Genomic DNA, 19,836 nt, shown 5'->3' with positions numbered 1-19,836 from the left:
TCAGCCCCCGTGCGCGTGGCAGTGTCCGCCCGGTGCGGGCACGTCCAGCGTCGGGTTGCGGTCGAAGAAACCGGACGGCTTCAACGTGAACCCGCACCGGTCCACCGGCATCACCGGCCAGTCCTCGGCCCGCGGAAAGTGCGTCAGCCCGAACGTGTGCCACACGACCAGATCCGCGCCGTCGAGATCCCGGTCGCCGCTGGTGTACGCGGGCAAGCCCTGCCCGGGCGGGCTCTGGTTCACCAGCTCGCCCGCCGGATACCGCTCACCCTCGGCGTACCGCGTGACCCACAGGTGCTTCGTCGCGAACGTCGCGCGGCCGTGGATCGACGAACCCTCGTCGGCCAGCAGAACCGGCAACCCCTCCGGCACCAGCGCGTACCCCGGGTGCTCACCGATCCGGTTGCGTCGTGACGGGTTCACGATGTGCCACTCCCGCCCGCGCTCCGGTGCCGCCATCCGCTGCGCCGCGGACTCGCTCGTCAACCGCCGGGCGGACCGGGTGAACGCGTTGCCGTGCGGGTTCGACGGCCCCATCGGCACCCGCGACACCTCGACCTCCTCCACCGCGTTCACGTCGCCGTCCACCGCCATGTCGAGGCGCACGTTGAACAGGTGCTGGTGGTAGGGCGCCGCGACGCCGGGGGAGACCTGCGACGCGTACGGCGCGATCCGCTCGTCGTAGGCGGCGGTGAACACGATGCCGGTCGCCTTGCACTCCAGCTCGATCGTGCCGTCGAGGTAGAGGTACCAGTAGAACCCGTAGTCGTAGTTGCCGACGGTGACGAAGAACGACACCACCAGCCGCCGCTGCCGCCGCGTCTGCCTGCTGCCGTTGGCCGGGTCGGTGTGCTTCCACAGGATCCCGGCGTCCTCCTCGTGAATGCAGATCGCGTTGGCCAGCGTCACGGGGCGGCCCTCGTCGTCGGCGACGATCGCGTCCACGTAGGTGATATCGCCGAGGCAGTCGCACCCCAGCTCCAGCGAGTTCGACAGCTTGCCCAGCTGGTACTCGCCGGTGTCGAAGTAGTTCTGCCAGAAGCGGATCGGGCCGGGATCGCCGTAGGGGACGACCATTTCGGCCACCGACGCGCGGTACACGACCGGCCGCAGCCGGCCGCTGTCGGTGAAGCCCAGCTGGTGCAGCACCAGCCCCTCACGCATGTCGAACCCGAGCCGGACCTGCCAGTTCTCCCAGGTCAGCAGCCCATCGTCGAGGGTGAAGCTGGGGCCTTCCGGCTGGGTGATCTCGATCGGCCGCTGACTGGTGCGCGCCGGACCGGACACCGCCGGATCGTCGTAGTCGCCCGACTCCCGCGGGACCGGGACCGCGCCGGTGTCCACCAGGTCCACCACCTCACGCGCGATCAGGTCCACGTAGGCGACCAGTCCGTCCACCGGATGCGCCCAGACCATGGTGGACGGCTCCGGGCGGTGGTGGGCGAGCACGCGGACCAGCCGCCTGCCCCCGTCGCCGTCGAACCGGCCCGCCGACAGCGCCGCCAGGTAGACATGCGCCGGATCGTCGATGCCCCGTTTGCGCAGCGCGGCGCACCACTCCTCGTCGGCGGCGACGATTTCACGCACCAGGTCGTGCTCACCGGCGAGCACCGGCACCTGACCGTGCTCGCCGGTGACCGGGGTCCGGGCGGCGATCGAGCCGGTGAGGTCGACCAGCACCTCCTCGGCGTCGCCGGTGGCGGTGTCGAGCAGCAGTGCCCGTGCCGTCCGCGGCACCGGCACACCGTCCGTTTCGTACCGTGCGACCGCGGCTTTCGGCGGTTCCACCAGTCCTGCATAGGAAAACCGCGTCGAATTCCGCAGGGCTCCGCTTGTTTCCAGAATGTTTCGCACGGTGGTGAACTCGTCCGCGGTGAGCGGTGCGAGCGGGTGCGGGGAGCGACGATCCGTCACGTGACTCTCCTGAGGTCGCAGGGTGCCGGAACGTTCCGGCACTGCGTTCGGAGGTTAGTTCGCGGCTTGCATTCGGTCAATGACGGAAAAAGACCCTTGACTTGAGCGTGGGGCTGTCGGTTGAATCACTGCCCATGTCGGAACGTTCCGGCATTCCGGTCGGCCCCACGTCCCGCCGAAAGCTGAGGCGCCATGCGGATTCCCCGAGTTCTTCCCCTCGCCGCCGCGGCGGTCGTGCTCGCCGCGTGTTCGGCGGCTCCGCGGGCCACCCCGAACGCACAGGTCGCGCCCGGCTACCTCGCGCTCGCCGACCCGGCGGTGACCGCGGGCGGTACCCTCGACGTGCAGATGACCGTCGACAACGGCGCCGCCACCGGGCTGGACCCGCAGCTCGCCGAGGTCGCCACCTCATGGCAGATCATGTCGCTGGTCTACGAGACGCTGGTGACCGTGGGCCCGGATTTCAGCATCCAGCCGCAGCTGGCCACCTCGTGGGACACTCCGGACCCGACCACCTACGTCTTCCACCTGCGTGACGGTGTCACGTTCTCCAACGGCCGCGCGATGACCGCCGACGACGTCGTCGGCAGCTTCGAGCGGTTGCTGGGGAGCCAGAGCATCTGGCGCGCGCAGATCGGCCCCGTGCGGCAGGTGTCCAAGGTGGACGATCGGACGGTCGAGGTGAAGCTGTCCGCACCCTACGAACCGTTCCTGGCCTCGCTCGCCAACGTCCCGGCCGCGATCCTGCCGATGCAGGAGATCCGGAACGGCTCGCTCGACCTGGCCACCACGATGCTCGGCACCGGCCCGTTCGTCGTCGAGTCGCACCGGCAGGACGTGTCGTGGCGGTTCACGCGCCGCGAGGGCTACTGGGCCGCGGGCAAACCGTCCGTCGACACCGTCAACATCACCATCGCGGCACAGGAACAGGCGCGGATGGCGGCGCTGCAGAACGGCAGCGCGGACCTGGTGACACTGGGCAATGTGGACTCGCCACGACTGGTGCAGGGACTGCCCGGGGCCGCCGTCGCCACCCAGGCGACCACCGACTTCTACTACCTGATGCTCAACGGCAACGCGCCCGGCGGGAAGTTCGCCGACCCGCGCGTGCGGCAGGCGATCACCATCGCGATGGACCGCGACACCATCGCCACCACCGCACTCGGCGGGTTCGGCAAACCGACCGGCGTCACCCCGGCCGGGCTGCCCGGCGCGTGCGACCCGGCGCGGCTGCCGTCCGCGACCTCGAACCTGGACCAGGCGAAGCAGCTGCTCCAGGACGCCGGTGCCGAGAACCTGGCGTTCCAGCTGACGATCTTCAACACCGAGCCCGCGCCCGCGATCGCCCAGGTCATCCAGCAGAACCTGGCACGCATCGGCATCACCGTCACGATCGAGCAGCTCGACGAGGGCAGCTGGTCCGGCAAGGTCTACGGCGCGGCGCCCGCGACGTTCGACGCCGCGATGTCCTGGTTCGCCGGGTACGCCGACGCCGGGATGGCCGCGAAGTGGTGGAACCCGGAGCAGGCCGGGTTCAACGCGGGCTTCATGAAGCCCGATCCGGCGCTCAACGCGAAGATCGACCAGGCGATCGCCACCTCCGGCCCGCAGCGGCGGAGCGCGTTGCAGGACCTGTGCGCGGCGGTCGACACCGACGCGCAGATGATCCCGCTCGTCACCCGTCCCGCGCTGGTCGGCTACCGCAAGGACGCGCTGAGCCCGACCGTTTACGCCACCGAGGGCTACGGCAACGTGCTGCGCGGCATCAGCGACTTCCGGCTGCTGACGAAGTGATGCGCCTGCTGTCGTGGTGGTCCCGCCGGGTGTTCAGCGCGGCGGTCACGCTGTTCCTGATCGCCGTGCTGATCTTCGCGGCGTCCCGGCTGATGCCGGGCAGCTTCGCCGACGTCGTGCTCGGCCCGTTCGCCACACCGGCCGAGAAGGCCGAGGTCGCCGCCAAGTACGGACTGGACTCGTCGCTGCCGGTGCAGTTCTGGCTGTGGCTGACCACCGCGCTGACCGGCGACTTCGGTATCTCGATGATCAGCGGTGAGCCGGTGACCACCGAGTTCGGGCTGCGGCTGCCGGTGACCGCGGAACTCACGCTGCTGGGTGTCGGCGCCGCCGTCCTGATCGGGATTCCACTGGGGGTCTGGACGGCGGTGCGCTCCGGTGGCGGCGGGGGAGCGGCGGGACGGCTCGCGGGCGGTTTCGGCGTCAGCGTGCCGGAGTTCGTGCTGGGCAGCATCGTCGTGTTCCTGTTCTCCCGCTACGCGCTGGGCCTGACGGTCGGCGGGTACGTGCCGTTCGGCCGGGATCCGGGCGGCAACCTGCGGGCGATGGTGCTGCCGGCGGCGGTGCTGTCGGTGTTCGTCATCGCGGCCACGGCCCGCACGACCCGGGACGCGGTGCTGAACGTCCTGGTCGAACCGCACATCACGGCGGCGGTCGCGCGCGGCGAGAGCCCCGGGTCGATCGTGGTGCGGCACGTGCTGCGCAACGCCTCGATCCCGGTGCTGACCGTGCTCACGACCGTCACGGCGTATCTCCTGGGCGGCGCGGTGATCATCGAGTACCTGTTCAACCTGCCCGGTGTCGGGTCCTACGTGGTGCAGGCGGTCGGGCGCCGCGACTACGCCGTCGTGCAGGCCGGGGTGCTGCTCGCGGCGTTCGTGTTCATCGTGCTCAACGTGCTGACCGACGCGGTGGCCGGTGTCCTCGATCCGCGGTTCGGTACGGCGAAGGGCAAGCGATGAACTGGTGGCGCAGGGTCGATTGGCTGACGCGAACCGGCGTGGTGTGCCTGACGGTGCTGGTGCTCGGCACCGTGGCCGGCCGTCTGGCCGGTGGCGATCCGGAGGCGATGACCGGTCCGAGGCTGTCCCCGCCCGGCGGGGATCACCTGCTCGGCACGGACCAGCTCGGCCGCTCACTGCTGCCGCGGCTGTTCGAGGGCGTCGGCACGACACTGCTGCTGTCGGCGATCGCGGTGGTGGTGACGGCCGTCCTCGCGACGCTGCTCGGGCTCGCCGCGGGCTACTGGGGCGGCTGGCTCGGCGAAGTCGTGTCGCGGCTGACCGACGTGCTGTACTCGTTCCCGACGATCGTGCTGGCGATCCTGGTCGCCGCCGTGGTCGGGCCGGGGCAGACGGCCACTTTGTGCAGCATCGTGCTGGTGACGATCCCGCTGATGACCCGGCTGGTGCGGGCGGCCGCGGTGACCGTGTCGCGGCGCGACTACGTGACGTCCGCGGTGATCAGCGGCGCGCGGTGGCCGCGAGTGCTGTTCCGGCATCTGCTGCCCAACATCTCCGGCACCATCGCGGTGCAGGGCACCTACGCGCTGTCGGTCGGCATCCTGGTCGAGGGCGGGCTGAGCTTCCTCGGGTTCGGGGTGCAGCCGCCGCAGTCGTCGCTGGGCGCGTTGATCCAGCAGGGCATCACCTACCTGCTCACGGCGCCGTGGCTGGTCATCGTGCCGGGGATCGTGCTCGTCGTGGCGATCCTGGCCATCAACGTGATCGGCGACGGGCTGCGGGACAGCCTCGAACCGAGGGAGGCGCGGTCGCTGACATGACACCTGTGCTGGAGGTCGAGGACCTCACGGTCTCCTACGGCGCGGTGCGCGCGCTGGACGGCGCCGCACTGACCGTCGCGCGCGGCGAGACCGTCGGCGTCGTGGGCGAATCCGGGTCCGGCAAGTCGACGCTCGGTTCGGCGGTCGGTGGCCTGCTGCCGCGCTCGGCGCGGATCGACGGTGGCACGGTCCGCATCGACGGCGCCGACGTGCACCGCTTGCGCCCCAAGGAGTTGCGCACTGTGCGGCGGGAGCGGCTGGGGTTCGTGTTCCAGGAACCGATCGGCTCGCTCGACCCCACGATGCGGGTCGGGAAGCAGATGGCGCTGGTGCTCGGGTCCCGCGACGGGGTTCTGGAGCACCTGGCACGCGTCCGGCTGACCGATCCGGAGCGGGTGGCCCGGTCCTACCCGCACCAGCTGTCCGGTGGCATGGCCCAGCGCGTGGCGATCGCGATGGCGATGGCGAGCAGCCCGGACATCCTGGTCGCCGACGAACCGACGGCCGCGCTGGACAGCCAGGTGCGCGAGGACGTGCTGAACGTGATCTTCACCCTCGCCGCGGAGGCCGGGACGACGATCCTCTGGCTCAGCCACGACCTGCCCGCGGTCGCCAAACGGTGCTCACACGTGGTGGTGATGTACGGCGGGCGGGTGGTCGAGTCCGGCGCCGCGGCCCCCGTTCTGGCGCAACCGCGCCACCCCTACACGGCGGCACTGGTGCGCGCGGTGCCCGCCGCGGCCTCGGACGGGCAGCGCCTGGAGCCGATTCCGGGGCAGCCACCGGTCCTCACCGGCGCGTCGGCGGGTTGCGCGTTCTCCCCGCGCTGCCTCCAGGCGCTGGAAACCTGTGGCACCCACCGGCCGCCGTTGGTATCGGTGGACGAACGCGACGTGCTGTGCCACCTGGCGGGAGCGGGCCGATGATCCTGGAACTCGACGACGTCCACGTCACCTTCGCCTCCGGCGCGCCCTGGAAACGACGGGCGGTGCACGCCATGCGCGGGGTGTCGCTGAGCATCGCCGAGGGCGAGGTGCTCGGCCTGGTCGGCGAATCCGGTTCGGGCAAGACGACCACCAGCACGGTGGCGCTCGGCCTGCGCGCCCCGGACAGCGGCACGGTGCGTTTCGCGGGTGAGCCGTTCCCGAAGCGGCGCCGCGCGCTGGCCGGCCGGATGCAGGCGGTGCTGCAACACCCGCAGTGGTCGCTCGACCCGCGTCTGCGCGTCGGCCAGAGCGTCGCCGAACCGCTGGTCGTGCTGGGGCGCAAGGACGATCTGCCCGGCCGCGTGCGCGAAGCGCTCGCCCAGGTCGGGCTGGAGGAATCGTTCGCGCGGCGCTACCCGCACGAGCTGTCCGGCGGGCAGCGGCAGCGCGTGTCCATCGCCCGCGCGTTGATCACGCGGCCGCCGTTCGTGGTGTTCGACGAGGCGGTCAGCGCGCTGGACGTGTCGGTGCAGGCGCAGATCCTCAACCTGATCAAGGACCTGCGGGCGGAGTTCTCCTTCGCCGCGTTGTTCATCAGCCACGACATCGGTGCGGTGCGTTACGTCGCCGACCGGATCGCGGTCATGCGGCACGGCGAGATCGTCGAAACCGCCGACGCTCGGGTCTTCTACGGAAGGCCGGAACACGAGTATTCGCGACAACTAGTGGAGGCACTGTGACCGTCGCACCGTCGAAGTACGCGCCGGGTGCGCTGACGAACGACGACCTGGACCTGGTCCCGCAGCCCAGTCCGGGCAGCGCGGTCGTGCCGTTCGACATCCCGGGCGTGCACGTCGGCACCGCCGAATACGCGGAGGGCCCGACCGGCTGCACGGTGATCTATCTGCCCGAGGGTGCGCGCACGGCGGTCGACGCGCGCGGTGGCGCGGTCGGGATCAGCGGCGGCTACAACTTCCACCACGCGATCGTGCTGGCGGGCGGATCGGTCTACGGCCTGGAGGCCGCGGCCGGGGTGTCGACGGAACTGTTGCACCGCGCCGAAAACCGGACGCACTGGGCGGCTTTGGCCCACGTGTCCGGCTCGGTGATCTACGATTTCTCCGTGCGCGACACCGCGATCGCGCCGGACACCGCGCTCGGCCGGGCTGCGTTGCGCAACGCCGTGGAGGGTGAATTCCCGGTCGGGCGCTGCGGGGCCGGGCGTTCGGCGTCGGTGGGCAAGGTCGACTTCACGCGCGCCGAGTTCGCCGGCCAGGGCGCGGCGTTCGCGTCCTACGGTGCAGTGAAAGTGCTGGTCGCGACCGTGGTGAACGCGGTCGGCGTGATCGTCGACCGGTCCGGGAACGTGGTGCGCGGCAACTACCACGCGGACACGGGGGAGCGGCGGATGCCCGCGTTCGACTACGAATCGGCGTGCGGAGGGACGGAAACGACGCGAACGGCGTCCGGGAACACTACGCTGACCGTGGTGATCACCAACGCGCGCCTGACCGACGTTGCCCTGCGGCAGTTCGCGACGCAGGTGCACAGCTCCATGCACCGCGCGATCCACCCGTTCCACACCGAGCTGGACGGCGACACGCTGTACGCGCTGACCACCGACGCGGTCGACCTGGAAGGCATCCCCGCGACCGGGCTCGGCGCGCTGGCCTCGGAGGTGGCGTGGGACGCCGTGCTGGCGAGCACGCGATGAAGCTCGTGACGCCGGAGAATCCGAAGGCTCTGGGCGCTGAGTGCGCCGCGAAGATTCGGGCGACCTTCGAGGGATACCTGGGGTTGTTCGCGGCGCACGGCGTCGGCGCCGGGCAGGTGCGAGAGTGGGGTGACGCGGCGCTGGAGGCGACCCGTTCGTGGGCGCCCTCGCTGGCGGCGGAGATCACCGGTGTCGCGGAGGGCAGCGGCCTGGAGCCGTGGCAGCTCGGCGCGCTCAACGGCCGCACGGAAATCCTGGCCGCCGCGGCGGTGACGGGCGAGGGTGAATGCTCGACGTCGGTCGTGCTGCCCGCCGACGGCCCGCCGCGGACCGTGCAGACCTGGGACTGGCACGACACGCTGCGTGGCGGGATGACCGTCGTGGCGTGGCCGGGGCTGTGCACGTTCACCGAGTTCGGGCTGGTCGGCAAGATCGGCGTGAACAGCGCCGGGCTGGGCGTGCACTTCAACGTGCTGCGGCACCAGTCGGACAGCCCGGACATCGGGGTCCCCGTGCACGTCGTGGCGCGGCGGATCCTGGACGAGGCACGGACGGTCGAGGAGGCCACCGAGCTGGCCAGCTCGGCCCGGATGTCGGCGTCGTCGGTGGTCACGGTCGTCGCCGGCGGGCGGGCGCGGTGCCTGGAGCTGAGCCCGGCCGGCATCGGCGTGATCGACCCGGTGGACGGATTCCTGGTGCACACCAACCACTTCCTCGACCCCGCGCTGTCCCCGGGCGAACGCACGACGGTGGCCGTCTCGACGACGTTGGCCCGGGCCGGCTGGCTGCGCTCGCACGCGGACGCGCTGGCTGTTTCCGATCGGACCGCCCGCGCACGGGCACTGTGCGCGCACACCGAGGACGGCGCGGCGGTCTGCGCGCACCCCGACCCGGGTCTGCCGCCCCACGAACGCTGGGAAAGCCTGGCGACGGTGTCCCTGGACGTGACAGCGGCCCGGATGCACGTCCACACCGGCGGACCATGCACCGTCACAGCGGACTCCTGGCACACCTTCACCGCTATCCCTCGCTGACCCCGCGGTCCGGTGGCGGTCAGGCCATCCGGGTCGAGGCGCGTTCGACCAGCCCGATCGGCTGCGTCCGGACGGTGCCCGTCTCCGCCTCACCGGACAGCAGGTCGAACAGCAGCCGCGCGCACTCGCTGCCCGCGTCGCGGGGCCGGAGGTCGATGGCGGTGATCGGCGGGTCGGTGTGCGCCAGCGCGGTACTGTCCACACAGGACGCCAGTAGTAGGTCGCGGCCGATCGTCCGTCCCGCCGCGCGCACGACGGGCAGCACGGCCGCCGCGGCGCCGTCCGGCGCGCACACCAGGGCGTCGACCTCGGGATCGGCGTTGAGCAGGGCCCGGACGTTGTCCTGCGTCACGGTGCTCGGCGAGCCGAACGCCATCTCACGCAACCGCGGCCGCCGCCGGTGGCGCTCCGACCAGTCCAGGTACGTGCGCTGGAGCGTGCGGCCCCAGTCGGTCACCGTGCTGGAGGCGAGGAACGCGACATGCCGCGCCCCGGCGGCGACCAGGTGGTCCAGCAGTTCCTCCAGCATCGCGGCGTGATCGGACAGGACAACACCCGCCGGTGCACCCTCGCCGGTGAAGCGTTCGCAGGTCACCACCGGCACGCTCGAATCGATGAGGCCGCGCACCACCGGATCGGTCTCCAGCGGATCGCCCAGGATCACGCCGTCGACGCGGTGGAACGAGCCGGGGAGGTGGTTCGAGGTGAGGAGGGTGACGTCGTGGTTGTGCCGGGCGGCCTCGTCGACCACGCCGAACACGAACGACATGTAGTACTCGGACCGGGTGAGAATTTCGGGCAGGTGCAGTCCGATCACGCCGGTGCTGGCGCGCCGCAGGGACCGCGCCGCCGGGTTGGGGCTGTAGCCGAGGCGCCGCGCCACCGCGATCACGTGCTGCTTCGTCCGCTCCGACACTCGCCCCGAGTCGCGGAGCGCGTCGGAGGCCGTCGTCTTCGACACCCCGGCCACTCGCGCCACGGCGATCAGCGTGACGGGCTCATCCTTGCTCACCCGGTGGACGATATCCGTGCCGTCGCCCGCCGGGTCAGGGCAGCGGGGGGATCTCGGGGTAGCTGGTCGTGTTCAGGTCGATCGCGTTCTGCTCGCGGTCGGAAGCCGCCGCTTCGCGGTCCCCGCGCGCGGCGGCGCGATCCGCCCGGGACTGTCCCCGTTCCCACGCCGTCCGCCGTCGTGCCTGCTCAGCGGCGTCCTGCTCGATCCCCATCCGGTCGAGGTACGTCCGCAGCGCGGCCCGGTCGTCCGCCGCTTCGACCCGGTCCGCCGCGGCGGCGTCCCGGTCCTCCCGGGCCCGCTCCAGCAGGTCGTCCAGCGCCTGCGGATCGTCGCCGCGCAGGTCGGCGGCGCGCTTCGCGGCGTCCTCGTCCCGCCGGGCCGCCGCCGCGTCCCGCGCCAGTGCGGCGGCGGCTTTGTCGCGGAGCCCGTGGCGTTCCACCGCGCCGTGCCTCGCGCGGATCCCGGCCACCTCGTCGCGGTCGAGAGCGGTCCGGTCGCGGAGTTCGGCCGCCCGGTCGCGCGCGTCAGCTGCCGTATCGCGTGCGTCCGCGGCGCGATACCGGTCGTCCGATGCGGTTGATGCATCCTTCATGGCCCCATCGTCTCACTCGGAGAGGCTGGACGGCCCGCGTGTGGAGTGCCCCGGCCACGGACGCGCGAAACCCCGGATCCGCGGAATACCGCTCCGCGTGGTCCTCGTTGCGCAGAGCATGAAGGCAATTGCACTGCGCGAGTACGGATCGGCGGACGACCTCCGGTTGATCGACGTTCCCGACCCCAAGGTCGGGCCTGCCGAAGTCCTCATCAGGGTGAAGGCCGCCGCCATCAACCCGGTCGACTGGAAACTCGCCACCGGGGGACTGGACGCCGTGATGGAGGTCCGGTTCCCGCTGGTGCCCGGCTGGGACGTCGCAGGCGTCGTGGAACAGGTCGGTTTCGACGCCGGCGAGTTCGCCGTCGGTGACGAGGTCTTCGGCTACATCCGCAAGGACTGGGTGCAGCAGGGTGCGTACGCCGAGCTGGTGTCCGCCAACGTCCGGATGCTGGCGAAGAAGCCGCGCGCGCTCGACTGGGCACAGGCCGCCGGCGTGCCGCTGGCCGGGCAGACGGCGTACCGGTCGCTCAAGCGGGTCGGCGTGGGGGCAGGCGACACGGTGCTGATCCACGCGGCGGCCGGTGGCGTCGGTTCGTTCGGCACGCAGATCGCGGTCGCGCTGGGTGCACGGGTGATCGGCACGGCGAGCGAACGCAACCACGACTACCTGCGGTCTCTGGGCGCCGAACCGGTGGCCTACGGTGACGGGCTCGCGGACCGCCTCCGCGCCGTCGGCGGGATCGATGCCGCGGTGGACTTCGTCGGCGGCGACGCGGCGGACGTGTCGCTGGAGTTCGTATCGCCGGACCGGGTCGCGTCGATCGCCAACGCCGAGGTCGAGTCGAAGGGCGGCCACTACGTGTGGGTGCGCCCCGACGGCGACGAGCTGGCCGACCTGGCCCGCCTGGCCGACGACGGCAAGCTGACGGTGCACGTCGACCGGGCCCTCCCGCTCGCCGAAGCAGCCGAGGCGTGGCGCCTGAGCCAGTCCGGCCGCACCCGCGGCAAGATCGTCCTGACGGTCTAGCCGACGAAGACGCAGAACGGATGTCCGGCGGGATCGGCGTACACGCGTAACGGCTCCTCGGGGTCGTCGCTGCGGTCGCGCAGCAGACGGCCGCCGAGACGCAGGACCCGCCGGTGCTGCTCGTCCAGCTCCCCGACCGAGGGCACCGTGAGGTCGAGGTGCAGCTGCTGCGGCACGGCGCCGTCCGGCCAGGTCACCTCGGGCAGGCGGTCGACCTGCTGGAAGGCCAGCTGGGGGATGCCGTCGGCCGTCCGCAGCACCAGCCAGTCGCGGTCACCCTCCTCGTCGCCCGGCCGGTAGACGAGACCGAGCAGGTGCCGGTAGAACTCGGCCAGTCGCCGTGGGTCGGTGCAGTCGAGCACGACCTGGCGGAATGCGGGTGTTCCCATGCGCCGATTCTGCCGGGTTGCACGGTTCCCGGTGATTGTGGCCCGGGTCACTCCCGGTCAACCCTGTGGCGCGAGCACACGTCTCCCGTGTGTGGTTCAGTCCAGATGAGCCATTGTGGACAGTTGAACAGACCATTGTGGAGGGATGAGATGTCGGGGATCATCACCGCCTCAGCAGCAGGGGTTCTGGCGCTGGGGGCCGTGGGATCGTGGACCGTTCCGCAGCAGGGCGGCGAGGTGCCGCCGTGCACGAGCGATCAGCTCAAGGTGTCGGTCGCCGCGCCCCAGCCGGTCGCGGGCACGGGTTCGCAGTACGCCACCACGCTCACGCTCAAGAACATCTCCGGTGGCACCTGCGGTGTCGACGGTCTGCCCACCGTCGACCTGGTGGGCCCGGAAGACCCCACGTTCGGCGGCACCTTCCGGCTGACCGAGGGTGCGGACAAGGGCGACTTCGTCGCGCTGGTGCCGGGGGAGGCCGAGCCGGTCGCCGAAGTGACCGTGCTGACCCCGGGGCCGGGCGGTGAGACCTGGACGCCGCGGACCATTCAGGTCACGCCTCCGGGGCAGACGAGCCCGCTGATCTCCGAGTGGCCCGCGGACCTGCCCGTGCTGCGCCAGGACGGCGCGACGCATCCCGGTTCCTACGTGCAGGGTGTCGGCCGGTGAAGCGGAGCCTGATCGCTGTGGCCGGTGCGGCCGCGCTCGTCGCGGTGGCGGCACCGGCCGCGGTCGCGGACGAGGACGTGGTGACGACCGTCAGCACCGGGGACCGCGCGGCGGCGCTGGCGTACTGGACGCCCGAGCGGATGACCGCGTCCGATCCCTCGACCGAGCCGCCGCCCGAGACGATCGGCACGGTGCGGCCCGGCCCGGTGCCCGCCGGGGTCGGCAAGCTGTACTTCACCTCCGTTCCCAGGGGAGACTCGTCCTGCACGGCGACCGCGGTGCCCAGTGCCAGCAAGGATGTCGTACTCACCGCGGGACACTGCGTCAACGGCGGGCTGACTCCGCAGGGCGTGCCCGTCGAGGTGACGAACCTGGTGTTCGTACCGTCCTATGCGGACGGTTCCGCACCGCACGGGGTGTATCCGGTGCGCGCGTTCGCGTGGCCCGGCACCTACCGGGGCCCCAGCAGCTCCCGCGACGACGTGGCGGTGCTCGCGCTGGACCCGGTGCGGGGCACGCACGTCGCCGACGCGGCCGGCACCCAGCAGGTGTCGTTCGACCGCCCGCCGTCCCCGGTGGCGACGGATATCCTGGGCTACCCGGTGTCCCGCCTCGCGCACGGCCAGAAGGTCCAGCAGTGCGACGTGACGGCGTAGCTGACGTCCAACTCGGTGGCCGACAGCTGGACCTCCCCGTGCGATCTGGCGGGCGGCTCCAGCGGCGGCCCGTGGCTGACCGGTTTCGACGACGCCACCGGCACCGGCACGATCTTCGGGGTCACGAGCAAGGGCACGGTCAACGAAGACCTCGAAACGACGTCCCTGGCCGCGGCTGCCTTCACCGACGAGGTGAAGGAACTCTACGACCGCGCCGGGAACCTCTGACCGCCGCGCCGGACCTGCTCCGCGGATGATCACGGTCCGCGGCGGACCGTGAAGAACATGAATCGGCCCCTACCGCGTTTTCGCTGGTAGGGGCCGGTTTTCGCATTTCGGGAAGGGTGCCCTCGGCAGGATTCGAACCTGCGACACCTGCCTCCGGAGGGCAGTGCTCTATCCCCTGAGCTACGAGGGCCCATCGCTGGGCGACGTGACACAGCCTAGCGCACCGCGTTTCCACCCCGTGAGCGGCACCCCTTCGGGCAGGGCGGGGAATCTCGTGATCGGCTAGACTCGGCAGAGGAAGGGTAGCCTAACTTTCTCTTGCAGACATGCGCATATCACTATATATTCCGCATGCGGGGAAAAGGGAGGAACGCGCATGGGACACGGACACGGGCACCAGCCGCCCGCGAGCGCGTCCGCCCGGTACCTTCCGCGGCTCGCGGCGGCGCTCGGGATCGGCGTCGCGTTCCTGCTCGCCGAGGTCGTCGTCGGTGTGGCGACCGGGTCGCTCGCGCTCATCTCCGACGCCGGGCACATGCTCACGGACGTTCTGGGGCTGGGGATGGCGCTGACGGCGATCGTCCTGGCGCGGCGGTCCGGACCCACCTACCGGCGGACCTTCGGGCTGTACCGGGCCGAGGTCCTCGCCGCGCTGGCCAACGCCGTGCTGCTGTTCGGGGTGGCCGCGTACGTGCTCTTCGAGGCGATCCAACGCCTCCAGGACCCGCCGGAGGTGCCCGGGCTGCCCGTACTGCTCGTCGCCGTCGGGGGGCTCGCCGCGAACCTCGTGGCGTTCGCGCTGCTGCGGAGCGGCTCCAAGGAGAGCCTCAACCTTCGCGGCGCCTACCTGGAAGTCCTCGCGGACATGATCGGCTCGATCGGCGTCCTCGTCAGCGGCCTCGTCACACTGACCACGGGCTGGCGCTACGCCGACGCCCTCATCGGTGTCGCGATCGGACTGTTCGTGCTCCCGCGCACCTTCACGCTCGCCCGCCGTGCGCTGCGCATCCTGTTCCAGCACGCCCCCGCGGAGGTCGACGTCGAACGCATCAGCGCCGACCTCGCCGGGCTGTCCGGCGTGTGCGACGTGCACGACCTGCACGTGTGGACCCTCACCTCCGGCATGGAGGTCGCCTCCGCGCACCTGACCCTGGAGCGCGCCGCGCAACCGGCCGAAGTGCTGGCCGCCGCGCAGAGCCTGCTCGCCGAGCACTACTCGATCGAGCACGCCACCCTGCAGTGCGAGCCCCGCGAATCCGCGGCCCGCTGTCAGGAACTCAGCTGGTGACCACCGCGAACCGCTGAACGCGGAACTCGCGCACCGGGGCGCGGGACTCGCGTGCGGGAGCGTGGGACTCGCGGGGGAGCGTCAGGGGAACGGCAGCGGCTGCGCGCCGCGCGCGGTGAGCATGTCGCGCATCAGCGTCACCTCCGCGCCCTGCGACGTGAGGATGCTCTGCGTCAGCGCTTTGACCGCCGGGTTCGGCGAGTTGTCGTGCGCGTACTGCGCCATGTCCGTGCCGCCCTGGTGGTGGCGCAGCATCAGCTGCAGGAAGTACACGTCCAGCTCCTGCCCGGACAGCGACCGCAGCTTCGCCAGCTCCGTGTTCGTCGCCATCCCGGGCATCACCGCGCCGTCCGAACCGCCCGTGCCCGCGACCGAAGGCGCCATCGCCATGTGCCCGTGCCCGGCGCCGGAGTTCATCCAGGTCATGTACTCGCCGGTGGCCTGCTCGGGCTGGCCCCACAGCATCAGCCAGCCCTTCATCCGCCCGACCTGCTCGCGCTGCGTGGACTCGATGTCGAACGCCAGCTGCCTGAGCTGCTGGTCGGCGGTGTGGTCCCGCTCCCAGCTCGCCATCGTCACGGCCTGCAGGTGGTGCACCGACATGTCCTGCGCGAACCCGACCTCGACCGAGCCCGCCGCGGGTGTGGCCGATGCCGCGTCGTCCCGTGTCGCGAGCTGCGTGAGGAACATGCCGACCACCGCGCCGACCAGCAGCACGGCGATCACGGTCGCGCCGATCACGACCGGCCGCTGGAACGCCGGCCGGCCGGCCGGGGCTTCTCCGGGGGCGGTCATCAGGACGTCGGAGCCGGGGTCGAGCCCATGCCCGTGTCCTGCTGCGTGCCGGCCGAGCCCTGGTAGTCCATGGGCTTGGCGTCCGGGCCGGGCGGCGTCGGGTCGAAGGGCGGCGGGTTGTCCGGGTCGAACGCGCCGGGGCCGAGCGCGTCGCACGAGGCACCGACCTCCGGGTAAACGTTCTGGTTGGTGCGCAGCGCCGTGATGAACTGGTCGATCCGCTCGTCGGTGGCCGAGTCCAGCTTGAGCTGGTGGCCCCACGACTGCAGGGAGATCGGCTTGTCGAGGCCGGGGTAGGGCGACATCATCGTGTACGGCTTGCCCTCGACCTTGGTCTTGAGCGTGTTGAGCGCGTCACCGCTGACCTGGTCCGGGTTGTACGCGATCCACACCGCACCGTGCTCGAGCCCGTGCACCATGTTCTCGGTGCGCACCGCGGTCGGGTAGACGATGCCGTTGCACGCGGCCCAGTACCCGTCGTGCGGGCCGCCGAAGGGCGGCGAGTGGTCGTAGGCCACCCGCTCGGTCGGCAGGACGTGCACACTGCCCGCGTACTGCGCCGTGACGATCCCCGGGATGGTCAGCGACGGGTCCGGGTTGTCGGCGGTGGGCGCCCACTCCGCCAGCGCGCGCTTGGGCGCCGACTGGACCAGGTAGTAGCCGACGACGACCGCGGCGAGCGCCACGACCGCGACCACCGCGACGATGGTGCCCCAGGGCACGCCCTTCTTGGACACCACCGAGCCACGGGCCGCCTTCACGCTGCCCTTCTTCGGTGCGCCCTTCTTCTTCGTGCCGCTGGCCATGGCTCCCGCGTCTCCCGTCAAGTGGATATACCCGGGTAGAGTTTAGGGACCCCGTGTTCGGTCCCTGTCAACGCCCGAGGTCGTGGCCCTTACACTCGGCTGGTGACTCCCGAGGCCCTAGCTGACCTGGTCCGTACGTCCGCCGCGCAGGTGCTCGCCACCCGAGGCGCCGACACCGCGGTGCTGCCCGCGACGGTGACGGTCGAGCGTCCGCGCAACCCGGAACACGGAGACTACGCCACCAACGTCGCGCTGCAGGTGGCGAAGAAGGCCGGCCTCGCCCCGCGGGACTTCGCGCAGGAGCTGGCGGACGCCCTCGTGGCCACCGACGGCATCGACTCCGCTGAGATCGCGGGCCCCGGTTTCGTGAACCTGCGCCTGGCCGCCGACGCGCAGGGCGAGCAGATCCGCCAGGTGCTCACGCTCGGCGACGCCTACGGTCGTGGTGAGACGCTCCAGGGCCGCAAGATCAACCTGGAGTTCGTCTCGGCCAACCCGACCGGACCGATCCACCTGGGCGGCACCCGCTGGGCCGCGGTCGGCGACGCGCTCGGCCGCATCCTCGGCGCGCAGGGCTCCGACGTCACCCGCGAGTACTACTTCAACGACGCCGGTGCGCAGATCGACCGGTTCGTCCGGTCCCTCATCGCCGGTGCGAAGGGCGAGCCCGCGCCGGAGGACGGCTACGCCGGCGCCTACATCACCGACATCGCGGCCGAGGTGCTGCGGCAGGAGCCCAGTGCGCTGTCGCTGCCCGAGGACGAGCGGAACGAGACCTTCCGCCGCATCGGCGTCGAGTTGATGTTCGAAGAGATCAAGAAGAGCCTGCACGAGTTCGGCACGGACTTCGACGTCTTCTTCCACGAGGACTCGCTGCACCAGTCCGGCGCGGTCGAGAAGGCCGTGCAGAGCCTCAAGGACGACGGCAGCCTCTACCACGCCGACGGTGCGTGGTGGCTGCGTTCCACGGAGTTCGGCGACGACAAGGACCGCGTGGTCATCAAGAGCGACGGCGCGCCCGCCTACATCGCCGGTGACATCGCCTACCTGCAGGACAAGATCGGGCGCGGCTTCGACCTCAACATCTACATGCTGGGCGCCGACCACCACGGCTACATCGCCCGCCTCAAGGCCGCCGCGTCCGCGATGGGCCACGACCCGGACGTCGTCGAGGTGCTGATCGGCCAGATGGTCAACCTCGTCAGCGCGGGCAAGCCGGTCCGGATGAGCAAGCGGGCGGGCACGGTCATCACGATGGAGGACCTCGTCGAGGCCGTCGGCGTGGACGCGGCCCGCTACGAGCTGACCCGCTACTCCGTCGACTCGTCTTTGGACATCGACCTCGACCTGCTGCGCAAGCACAGCGACGAGAACCCGGTCTACTACGTGCAGTACGCGCACGCCCGGCTCGCCTCGCTGCAGCGCAACGCTGCCGACTTGGGACTGAAGTACAGCAACGATGCCGACTTCGGGCTGCTGACCCTCGACCGCGAGGGTGACCTGATCCGCACGATCGGGGAGTTCCCGAACGTGCTCCAGCGTGCCGCGGAGTTGCGTGAACCGCACCGCGTGGCGCGTTACCTGGAGAGCCTGGCCGGCGCGTTCCACAAGTTCTACGCCGTCGCGCAGGTGCTCCCCAAGGGCGACGAGGAGGCGACCCCGCTCACCTCCGCCCGCCTCGCCCTGTGCGAGGCGGCGCGCCAGGTGTTCGCCAACGGCCTCGCCCTGCTCGGTGTATCAGCCCCGGAACGGATGTAATCACTGATGGCTCACCCCGCCGGCCCACGGCACGCGGAGGTTTACCCGCATGTCGACGCCTCCGGTTTTCCCCCGTCCAGTTCCGCCGAGCTCGACCGGCTCTACCCGAAGGTCTGGCCCCGCAACGCCTACCGCGCCCCGGACGGCGTCGTGCGCATCGCCGGTGTCGACGTTCGGCAGCTGGCCGAAACGTACGGCACGCCGCTGTTCGTCGTGGACGAGGCGGACTTCAAGTCGCGTTGCGCCGAGTACGCCGAGGCGTTCGACGACCCGTCGCTGGTGCACTACGCCGCCAAGGCGTTCCTGTGCACCGAGGTGGCCCGCTGGGTCGCCGGGCAGGGTCTGAGCATGGACGTCGCGAGCGGCGGTGAGCTGGCGGTCGCGCTGCGCGCCGGGTTCCCGCCGGAGCGGATCACCTTCCACGGCAACAACAAGTCGGTCGCCGAGCTGGAGACCGCGGTCGGTGCCGGGGTCGGCACGGTCGTGCTCGACTCCTACTACGAGATCGCGCGGCTGGCCGACGTCGCGGCCCGGCTGGACGTCGAGCAGAAGGTGCTCATCCGCGTCACGGTCGGCGTCGAGGCGCACACGCACGAGTTCATCGCGACCGCGCACGAGGACCAGAAGTTCGGGTTCTCGCTCGCCGCTGGTGACGCCGCGGAGGCGGTGCGCCGGGTGCTCAACGCGCCGTCGCTGCGCCTGGTCGGCCTGCACAGCCACATCGGTTCGCAGATCTTCGACGCCGACGGGTTCGAGGTCGCCGCCCGCCGTGTGATCGGGCTGCTGGCCGAGCTGGCCAAGGAGCACGGCGATCAGCTGCTGGAGCAGCTGTCGCTGGTGGACCTCGGCGGTGGTTTCGGCATCGCCTACACCGACAAGGACAACCCGCCGCCGCCCGCGCAGATGATCACGCAGATCCGCGAGATCGTGCGCAAGGAGTGCGAGTTCGCCGGGCTGCCGGTGCCGCGGATCGCGGGTGAGCCGGGCCGCGCCATCGCCGGACCGGGCACGGTCACGCTGTACGAGGTGGGCACCATCAAGGACGTTTCGCTGGGGGACGACGACTCCCGGCGCTACGTCAGCGTGGACGGCGGGATGAGCGACAACATCCGCACGCCGCTCTACGACGCGGTGTACGACGTCCGGCTGGTCTCGCGCGCGAGTGACGACGGGACGAACGAGCAGGTCGGCTCCGCGTTGTCCCGTGTGGTGGGCAAGCACTGCGAGTCCGGCGACATCGTCGTGCGTGACTGCTGGCTGCCCGACACGCTCGCGCCCGGTGACCTGCTCGCCGTGGCGGCGACGGGCGCCTACTGCTACTCCATGGCCAGCAACTACAACCGGCAGCCGCGCCCGGCGGTGGTGGCGGTGCGCAACGGGAGTGCGCGCCTGCTCCTGCGCCGCGAGACGATCGACGACATGCTGCAGCTGGAGGTGTCGTGACT

Annotated in this window: 20 protein-coding genes and 1 tRNA gene; 14 read left to right on the top strand and 7 right to left on the bottom strand. The window is 71.1% G+C overall.

What is annotated here, in order from left to right:
* A complete protein-coding gene (locus HNR02_RS02585) occupies positions 1-1,914 on the bottom strand; it encodes a primary-amine oxidase (protein WP_179771622.1) in 1,914 nt (637 codons plus the stop codon).
* A 192-nt stretch (positions 1,915-2,106) separates the two neighbouring features.
* Here HNR02_RS02585 and HNR02_RS02580 point away from each other — a divergent pair, with 192 nt between their 5' ends.
* From HNR02_RS02580 to HNR02_RS02550, 7 genes are read left to right on the top strand one after another with little or no spacing between them, the layout of a single operon-like run.
* A complete protein-coding gene (locus HNR02_RS02580; RefSeq protein WP_179771621.1) occupies positions 2,107-3,708 on the top strand; it encodes an ABC transporter substrate-binding protein in 1,602 nt (533 codons plus the stop codon).
* Positions 3,708-4,670, top strand: a complete 963-nt coding sequence (locus tag HNR02_RS02575) for an ABC transporter permease (protein ID WP_179771620.1) — start codon at positions 3,708-3,710, stop codon at positions 4,668-4,670. The genes HNR02_RS02580 and HNR02_RS02575 overlap by 1 nt, the downstream gene beginning before the upstream one ends.
* Positions 4,667-5,491, top strand: coding sequence for an ABC transporter permease (locus HNR02_RS02570; protein ID WP_179771619.1), 825 nt, complete (start codon positions 4,667-4,669; stop codon positions 5,489-5,491). Before HNR02_RS02575 ends, HNR02_RS02570 begins: the two co-directional genes overlap by 4 nt.
* Positions 5,488-6,417, top strand: a complete 930-nt coding sequence (locus tag HNR02_RS02565) for an ABC transporter ATP-binding protein (protein WP_179771618.1) — start codon at positions 5,488-5,490, stop codon at positions 6,415-6,417. The genes HNR02_RS02570 and HNR02_RS02565 overlap by 4 nt, the downstream gene beginning before the upstream one ends.
* Positions 6,414-7,157 (top strand): ABC transporter ATP-binding protein, encoded by a 744-nt coding sequence (locus HNR02_RS02560; protein WP_179771617.1) that lies wholly within the window; start codon positions 6,414-6,416, stop codon positions 7,155-7,157. Before HNR02_RS02565 ends, HNR02_RS02560 begins: the two co-directional genes overlap by 4 nt.
* The gene (locus HNR02_RS02555) at positions 7,154-8,131 is read left to right on the top strand and encodes a P1 family peptidase (protein WP_179771616.1); all 978 of its coding nucleotides are present in this window, start codon (positions 7,154-7,156) and stop codon (positions 8,129-8,131) included. Before HNR02_RS02560 ends, HNR02_RS02555 begins: the two co-directional genes overlap by 4 nt.
* A complete protein-coding gene (locus tag HNR02_RS02550) occupies positions 8,101-9,165 on the top strand; it encodes a C45 family autoproteolytic acyltransferase/hydrolase (RefSeq protein WP_312860882.1) in 1,065 nt (354 codons plus the stop codon). The genes HNR02_RS02555 and HNR02_RS02550 overlap by 31 nt, the downstream gene beginning before the upstream one ends.
* Before the next feature lie 19 nt (positions 9,166-9,184).
* Here HNR02_RS02550 and HNR02_RS02545 read toward each other — a convergent pair whose 3' ends face one another.
* Positions 9,185-10,177 (bottom strand): LacI family DNA-binding transcriptional regulator, encoded by a 993-nt coding sequence (locus tag HNR02_RS02545; protein WP_179771615.1) that lies wholly within the window; start codon positions 10,175-10,177, stop codon positions 9,185-9,187.
* Between the two features lie 34 nt (positions 10,178-10,211).
* Complete coding sequence (locus HNR02_RS02540) at positions 10,212-10,772, bottom strand: hypothetical protein (protein WP_179771614.1); 561 nt, start codon at positions 10,770-10,772, stop codon at positions 10,212-10,214.
* Positions 10,773-10,890: 118 nt separating this feature from the next.
* On the opposite strand from HNR02_RS02540, the gene HNR02_RS02535 reads away from it, so the two are divergent.
* Complete coding sequence (locus tag HNR02_RS02535) at positions 10,891-11,802, top strand: NADP-dependent oxidoreductase (RefSeq protein WP_179771613.1); 912 nt, start codon at positions 10,891-10,893, stop codon at positions 11,800-11,802.
* Here HNR02_RS02535 and HNR02_RS02530 read toward each other — a convergent pair.
* Entirely contained in the window at positions 11,799-12,191 is a 393-nt protein-coding gene (locus HNR02_RS02530) for a VOC family protein (protein WP_179771612.1), read from the bottom strand. The two genes, HNR02_RS02535 and HNR02_RS02530, sit on opposite strands and share 4 nt — an antisense overlap.
* Before the next feature lie 150 nt (positions 12,192-12,341).
* On the opposite strand from HNR02_RS02530, the gene HNR02_RS02525 reads away from it, so the two are divergent.
* Genes HNR02_RS02525 through HNR02_RS35240 form a run of 3 tightly spaced genes read left to right on the top strand, consistent with a single transcriptional unit; the run spans position 12,342 to position 13,744 of the window.
* Positions 12,342-12,860, top strand: a complete 519-nt coding sequence (locus tag HNR02_RS02525) for a DUF4232 domain-containing protein (RefSeq protein ID WP_179771611.1) — start codon at positions 12,342-12,344, stop codon at positions 12,858-12,860.
* Positions 12,857-13,516 carry a trypsin-like serine peptidase gene (locus tag HNR02_RS02520; RefSeq protein ID WP_246338482.1) on the top strand — a complete coding sequence of 220 codons (660 nt, stop codon included), beginning with the start codon at positions 12,857-12,859 and terminating at the stop codon, positions 13,514-13,516. The genes HNR02_RS02525 and HNR02_RS02520 overlap by 4 nt, the downstream gene beginning before the upstream one ends.
* 15 nt (positions 13,517-13,531) lie before the next feature.
* Positions 13,532-13,744, top strand: coding sequence for a trypsin-like serine peptidase (locus HNR02_RS35240; RefSeq protein WP_246338481.1), 213 nt, complete (start codon positions 13,532-13,534; stop codon positions 13,742-13,744).
* A gap of 117 nt (positions 13,745-13,861) precedes the next feature.
* Here the strand turns inward: HNR02_RS35240 and HNR02_RS02515 are convergent.
* A tRNA-Arg gene (locus HNR02_RS02515) sits at positions 13,862-13,934 on the bottom strand.
* Positions 13,935-14,120: 186 nt separating this feature from the next.
* Here HNR02_RS02515 and HNR02_RS02510 point away from each other — a divergent pair.
* Positions 14,121-15,032, top strand: coding sequence for a cation diffusion facilitator family transporter (locus tag HNR02_RS02510; protein WP_179771610.1), 912 nt, complete (start codon positions 14,121-14,123; stop codon positions 15,030-15,032).
* A gap of 81 nt (positions 15,033-15,113) precedes the next feature.
* On the opposite strand, the gene HNR02_RS02505 is transcribed toward HNR02_RS02510, so the two are convergent.
* Together HNR02_RS02505 and HNR02_RS02500 are read right to left on the bottom strand one after the other, a co-directional pair.
* Positions 15,114-15,827, bottom strand: coding sequence for a DUF305 domain-containing protein (locus HNR02_RS02505; RefSeq protein WP_179771609.1), 714 nt, complete (start codon positions 15,825-15,827; stop codon positions 15,114-15,116).
* Positions 15,827-16,633, bottom strand: coding sequence for a thioredoxin-like domain-containing protein (locus HNR02_RS02500; protein ID WP_179771608.1), 807 nt, complete (start codon positions 16,631-16,633; stop codon positions 15,827-15,829). Before HNR02_RS02500 ends, HNR02_RS02505 begins: the two co-directional genes overlap by 1 nt.
* Positions 16,634-16,735: 102 nt before the next feature.
* Here HNR02_RS02500 and argS point away from each other — a divergent pair, with 102 nt between their 5' ends.
* Together argS and lysA are read left to right on the top strand one after the other, a co-directional pair.
* Positions 16,736-18,391, top strand: a complete 1,656-nt coding sequence (gene argS, locus HNR02_RS02495; RefSeq protein ID WP_179771607.1) for an arginine--tRNA ligase — start codon at positions 16,736-16,738, stop codon at positions 18,389-18,391.
* Positions 18,392-18,397: 6 nt separating this feature from the next.
* Complete coding sequence (gene lysA, locus HNR02_RS02490) at positions 18,398-19,834, top strand: diaminopimelate decarboxylase (RefSeq protein ID WP_179771606.1); 1,437 nt, start codon at positions 18,398-18,400, stop codon at positions 19,832-19,834.
* Positions 19,835-19,836: the final 2 nt, after the last annotated feature.

It is taken from the genome of Amycolatopsis endophytica, from assembly GCF_013410405.1.
Classification (GTDB): domain Bacteria; phylum Actinomycetota; class Actinomycetes; order Mycobacteriales; family Pseudonocardiaceae; genus Amycolatopsis_E; species Amycolatopsis_E endophytica.
The sequence above is the reverse complement of the archived record's forward strand: the minus strand, read 5'-3'. Positions and strand labels throughout refer to the sequence as shown.

What these genes read in the sequence shown, in the direction of transcription:
- HNR02_RS02580 (WP_179771621.1), top strand. Translation starts at nt 2,107, where the DNA reads ATGCGGATTCCCCGAGTTCTTCCCCTCGCCGCCGCGGCGGTCGTGCTC.
- HNR02_RS02575 (WP_179771620.1), top strand. Translation starts at nt 3,708, where the DNA reads ATGCGCCTGCTGTCGTGGTGGTCCCGCCGGGTGTTCAGCGCGGCGGTC.
- HNR02_RS02570 (WP_179771619.1), top strand. Translation starts at nt 4,667, where the DNA reads ATGAACTGGTGGCGCAGGGTCGATTGGCTGACGCGAACCGGCGTGGTG.
- HNR02_RS02565 (WP_179771618.1), top strand. Translation starts at nt 5,488, where the DNA reads ATGACACCTGTGCTGGAGGTCGAGGACCTCACGGTCTCCTACGGCGCG.
- HNR02_RS02560 (WP_179771617.1), top strand. Translation starts at nt 6,414, where the DNA reads ATGATCCTGGAACTCGACGACGTCCACGTCACCTTCGCCTCCGGCGCG.
- HNR02_RS02540 (WP_179771614.1), bottom strand. Translation starts at nt 10,772, where the DNA reads ATGAAGGATGCATCAACCGCATCGGACGACCGGTATCGCGCCGCGGAC.
- HNR02_RS02535 (WP_179771613.1), top strand. Translation starts at nt 10,891, where the DNA reads ATGAAGGCAATTGCACTGCGCGAGTACGGATCGGCGGACGACCTCCGG.
- HNR02_RS02530 (WP_179771612.1), bottom strand. Translation starts at nt 12,191, where the DNA reads ATGGGAACACCCGCATTCCGCCAGGTCGTGCTCGACTGCACCGACCCA.
- HNR02_RS02525 (WP_179771611.1), top strand. Translation starts at nt 12,342, where the DNA reads ATGTCGGGGATCATCACCGCCTCAGCAGCAGGGGTTCTGGCGCTGGGG.
- HNR02_RS02510 (WP_179771610.1), top strand. Translation starts at nt 14,121, where the DNA reads ATGGGACACGGACACGGGCACCAGCCGCCCGCGAGCGCGTCCGCCCGG.
- HNR02_RS02505 (WP_179771609.1), bottom strand. Translation starts at nt 15,827, where the DNA reads ATGACCGCCCCCGGAGAAGCCCCGGCCGGCCGGCCGGCGTTCCAGCGG.
- HNR02_RS02500 (WP_179771608.1), bottom strand. Translation starts at nt 16,633, where the DNA reads ATGGCCAGCGGCACGAAGAAGAAGGGCGCACCGAAGAAGGGCAGCGTG.
- lysA (WP_179771606.1), top strand. Translation starts at nt 18,398, where the DNA reads ATGGCTCACCCCGCCGGCCCACGGCACGCGGAGGTTTACCCGCATGTC.